General features: G+C 68.8%; 3 protein-coding genes. 1 reads left to right on the plus strand and 2 read right to left on the minus strand.

The features are described 5' to 3' along the window. On the minus strand, positions 1 to 801 hold an 801-nt coding region (locus ACESL7_RS13635), incomplete at its 3' end, for an ABC transporter permease (protein WP_372893858.1). Beyond that, a complete protein-coding gene (locus ACESL7_RS13640) occupies positions 798 to 1,778 on the minus strand; it encodes an ABC transporter permease (RefSeq protein WP_372893859.1) in 981 nt (326 codons plus the stop codon). The genes ACESL7_RS13635 and ACESL7_RS13640, both read right to left, overlap by 4 nt. Before the next feature lie 251 nt (positions 1,779 to 2,029). On the opposite strand from ACESL7_RS13640, the gene ACESL7_RS13645 reads away from it, so the two are divergent. Next, positions 2,030 to 3,631, plus strand: a complete 1,602-nt coding sequence (locus tag ACESL7_RS13645; protein WP_372893860.1) for an ABC transporter substrate-binding protein — start codon at positions 2,030 to 2,032, stop codon at positions 3,629 to 3,631. Positions 3,632 to 4,154 lie beyond the last annotated feature (523 nt).

Raw genomic sequence — 4,154 nt, forward strand, 5'->3', positions numbered from 1 at the left:
GTCGAAGCTGGCGAACTGGATCAGGTTCGCGGTCTCCCGCACCATGGTGCCCCAGTCGGCGGTGGGCGGCTGGATGCCGACGCCGAGGAAGGAGAGCGCGGCGATGGTCAGGAACACGAAGCAGAAGCGCAGGCCGAACTCCGCCACCAGTGGCGGCATGATGTTGGGCAGGATCTCGCGCCGCATCACCCAGCCGAGGCGCTCGCCGCGCAGCTGCGCCGCCTCGACGTAGTCCATCACCGCGACGCCCACCGCGACCGAGCGGGTCAGGCGGAAGACACGGGTGGAGTCGAGCACCGCGATGATCAGGATGAGCGACAGCGCCGAGGACCCGAAGATCGACAGCAGCATCAGGGCGAAGATGAGCGAGGGAATCGCCATCAGCACGTCGACGCCGCGGCTGATGATCTGATCGAGCCAGCCGCGGTTGATCGCCGCGATCAGGCCGAGCGAGCCGCCGATCAGGAAGGCGAGAAGCGTCGTGACGAAGGCGATCCCGATCGTGTTGCGCGCTCCGTAGATGAGCCGGGTCAGGATGTCGCGCCCGATCTGGTCGGTGCCCAGCGGGTGCTCGCCGCTCCACGGTTCATAGGACTGACCGAGCGCCTCGGCCTCGCCATAGGGGGCGAGCAAAGGCGCGAAGAGCGCGACGACGATGTAGAAAATGATCACGATCAGGCCGAAGATCGCGGTGGGCGGGGCCTTCTTCAGCTCGATCCACGCCCGCTCGCGCCGGGTGCGGCGGCTGCGGAAGGCGGCCACCTCGGCGGCGGCCGAGTAGCTTTCGGTCTGATCTGTCATTTGGGATGCAACAGCCTGGGATTCGTGATGATGCCGATGATGTCGGCCGTGAGGTTCAGCAGGATGTAGGTCGCCGCGAAGATCAGCGCGCAGGCCTGCACCACGGGGATGTCGCGCGAGCTGACCGCGTCCACCATCAGCTGCCCGATCCCGGGATAGACGAAGACCACCTCCACCACGACGACGCCGACCACGAGATAGGCGAGGTTGAAGGCGATCACCGCCGCGATGGGCGCCCAGGCATTGGGCAGCGCGTGGCGCAGGATCACGCGGCGCGGCGGCTCTCCCTTGAGGCGCGCCATCTCGATGTAGGGCGAGGCCAGCAGGTTGATGATCGCGGCCCGCGTCATCCGCATCATGTGCGCCACGATCACCAGCGTCAGCGTCAGCGCGGGCAGGGCGGTGATGTAGACGCGGTCCCAGAGCGGCATGTCCCGGCCCACGTCGGAGAGGCTGGGGAAGACGGGCCAGAGCGTGCTGAGAAGCAGGATGAGGATATAGGCGACGAAGAACTCGGGAAACGAGATCGTCGTCAGCGTCGCGGTGCTCACCGTCTTGTCGTAGAGGCTGTTGCGCTTGAGCGCCGCGGTGATGCCGAGAAACAGCGCGAGCGGCACCGCGATCAATGCCGTCATCCCGGCGAGGAAGAGCGTGTTCGCCAGCCGCGGGCCGACGAGGTCGGCCACCTCGCGGGAGCGGTCCACGCCCGAGGAGGCGCGCCCCGAGAAGGAGGTGCCGAGATCACCCTGTGCGAGCCCCCCGATCCAGTCGAAATACCGGATCACGGGCGGCTGATCGAGGCCGAGTTCGCGGCGGAAGGCCGCCACCGTCTCGGTCGTCGCCGCCTGCCCGAGCACCGCCTCGGCGAAATCGCCGGGCAGCATCTGAACCGAGGCGAAGATGATGATCGAGACGATGAAGAGGGTCAGGACACCCAACGCCAGGCGCTGGAGGACGGTCCGGAGCACCGGATGCATCTCGTTTCTCCGTTCTGGTGCCCCCGGTTCGGCCATGGCGCCACTGCGCGCCCGGATCCTGCGGGGGCCGTCTTGGCGGGTCCGCGCCCGCCGGACGAGATTAGGCCAGCCCGCGTGTCGATTTCAAAGGAAAACATGTCGCCGGTGGACGGCAAAGATTCTGTTGGGTCTTGGCGCGCCGCGATTGTAGAGTGTGACGGCAAGCATTCCCCGGGATGCGACCGGGTACAACCATGACAGGGAAAACCGACATGAAGGAAAAGTTCATCGAGCGTCAGCGCCGTCTCCTCCGGCAGGGACGCCTGTCGCGGCGCGACTTCGTCGCTTCGGTGCTCTCCGCCGGCGTCGTGCTGCCCACCGCCCTCACCCTGGCCGACCGCGCGCAGGCCGCCACGCCCAAGCGCGGCGGCGACGTGCGCTTCGGCATGGGGCATGGCTCGACCACCGACAGCCTCGATCCTGCCACCTACGAGAACGGGTTCATGACGAACACCGGGTATCTCTGGGGCAACTCGCTGACCGAGGTGGCGCCCGACGGCACGCTGCGGGGCGATCTCGTCGAAAGCTGGGAGGCGACGTCCGACGCGCGGACCTGGCGCTTCCCGCTCAAGCAGGGCGTGACCTTCCACAACGGCAAGACGATGACCGTCGAGGACGTGATCGCCTCGCTCAACCACCACCGCGGCGAGGACACGAAGTCCGCCGCCAAGGGCCTGCTCACGGATGTGGAGGAGATGACCGCCGACGGCGACACGCTCGTCGTCACGCTCGCCTCCGGCAACGCCGACTTTCCCTTCGTGCTGTCGGACTATCACCTTCTGATCATGCCCTCCGACGAGGGCCGCGTGGACCCCACCTCGGCGATCGGCACCGGGCCCTACCCGATCGAGACCTTCGAGCCCGGCGTGCGCGCCATCGGCACCCGGAACGAGAACTACCACCGCGACGACGCGGCGTGGTTCGACACGGTGGAGATCGTCTCGATCCTCGATGCCACCGCGCGGCAGAACGCCCTGATGAACGGGTCGGTGCAGCTGATCGACCGGGTCGACCCGAAGACGGCGAACCTCCTCGCCCGCGCGCCCGACGTCACGATCCTCGAGGAGACGGGCTACCTGCACTACACCTTCCCGATGCGGGTCACGATGGAGCCCTTCGACAACTACGACCTGCGCATGGCGCTCAAGCTCTCGGTGAAGCGGCAGGAACTCGTGGACAAGATCCTGATGGGCTACGGCACCGTGGGCAACGACCATCCGCTGTCACCGGCCGTTCCGTTTCATGCAGAGGGCCTCGACCAGCGCGAGTTCGACCCCGATCAGGCCGCATTCCATTACAGGAAGTCGGGCCACAGCGGGCCCATCAAGCTCTCGGCCTCGGACGCGGCCTTCGCCGGCGCCGTGGACGCGGCGCAGCTCGTCGCCGCCTCGGCGGCCGAGGCGGGCATCGAGATCGAGGTCGTGCGCGAGCCCGCGGATGGCTACTGGTCCAACGTCTGGAACAAGAAGGCGTGGTGCGCCTGCTACTGGAGCGGCCGGCCGACGGCGGACTGGATGTTCTCCTCGGCCTATGTCGACGACACCGAGTGGAACGACACCGACTGGCGCGACACCGACGCGGCGCAGAAGTTCAACCGGATCGTCGACGAGGCGCGCGCCGAGCTCGACCAGCAGAAGCGCGCAGAGCTCTACGCCGAGGCGCAGCGCCTGATCCACGACGACGGCGGGGCGCTGGTGCCGATGTTCGCCAACCATATCATGGGGCACTCCAACGCGCTCGCCTACGGCGAACACATCGCGGCCAACTGGGAGCTCGACGGCGGCAAGGCCAGCCAGCGGTGGTGGATGGCCTGACCGGCCCGTCCGGATCGCGGGGCGCCGCGGCGCCCCATCCCGGGGACGGGGCGCCGCGTCGATGGTCCGCCGGGGCTTGGCCGCAAGGACTGCGCGACGGGACAGGGCGAAATGGCATCGCAGGCGGCAGGGCCGGCAGATGGAAGACGCCCCCGGCCAGTCCCGTTCCCGTTCCTGTTTCCGGACCGTCGGCCCGGGAATCGGGGGGCGCGCGGGGCCCGACCGGGGGCGCGGCCTCCCCCGCGTGGGAAAGGGTGGCGTCCCGAAGGCCGCGCCCGTGGCTCGCGTGCTGATGACCGGGCGCCCCGGTCGATGGGCGCGCTGACGCGCCGTGCCGGTGGCGGGCGCGGCGCACTCGCATGGGGGTCCCTGCACGACGAGACGCAGGGCGGGCGGCAAGGCACCTCCGCCCGCCGCCGGGCCGCACCGGGATATGTAGGACGCCGCTCGGGCGGGCCGGGCGCGTAGCTCTGACTGTGTCAGGCGCCGCCCGGTTTCCGGGAGGCTGCGCCCGATCCATCCC

The sequence above is a fragment of the Rhodosalinus sp. genome (assembly GCF_041685465.1).
In the GTDB taxonomy this organism is placed as follows: domain Bacteria; phylum Pseudomonadota; class Alphaproteobacteria; order Rhodobacterales; family Rhodobacteraceae; genus Rhodosalinus.

Coding starts and splice junctions, on each gene's coding strand:
- ACESL7_RS13645 (WP_372893860.1), top strand. CDS start 2,030: ATGAAGGAAAAGTTCATCGAGCGTCAGCGCCGTCTCCTCCGGCAGGGA.
- ACESL7_RS13640 (WP_372893859.1), bottom strand. CDS start 1,778: ATGCATCCGGTGCTCCGGACCGTCCTCCAGCGCCTGGCGTTGGGTGTC.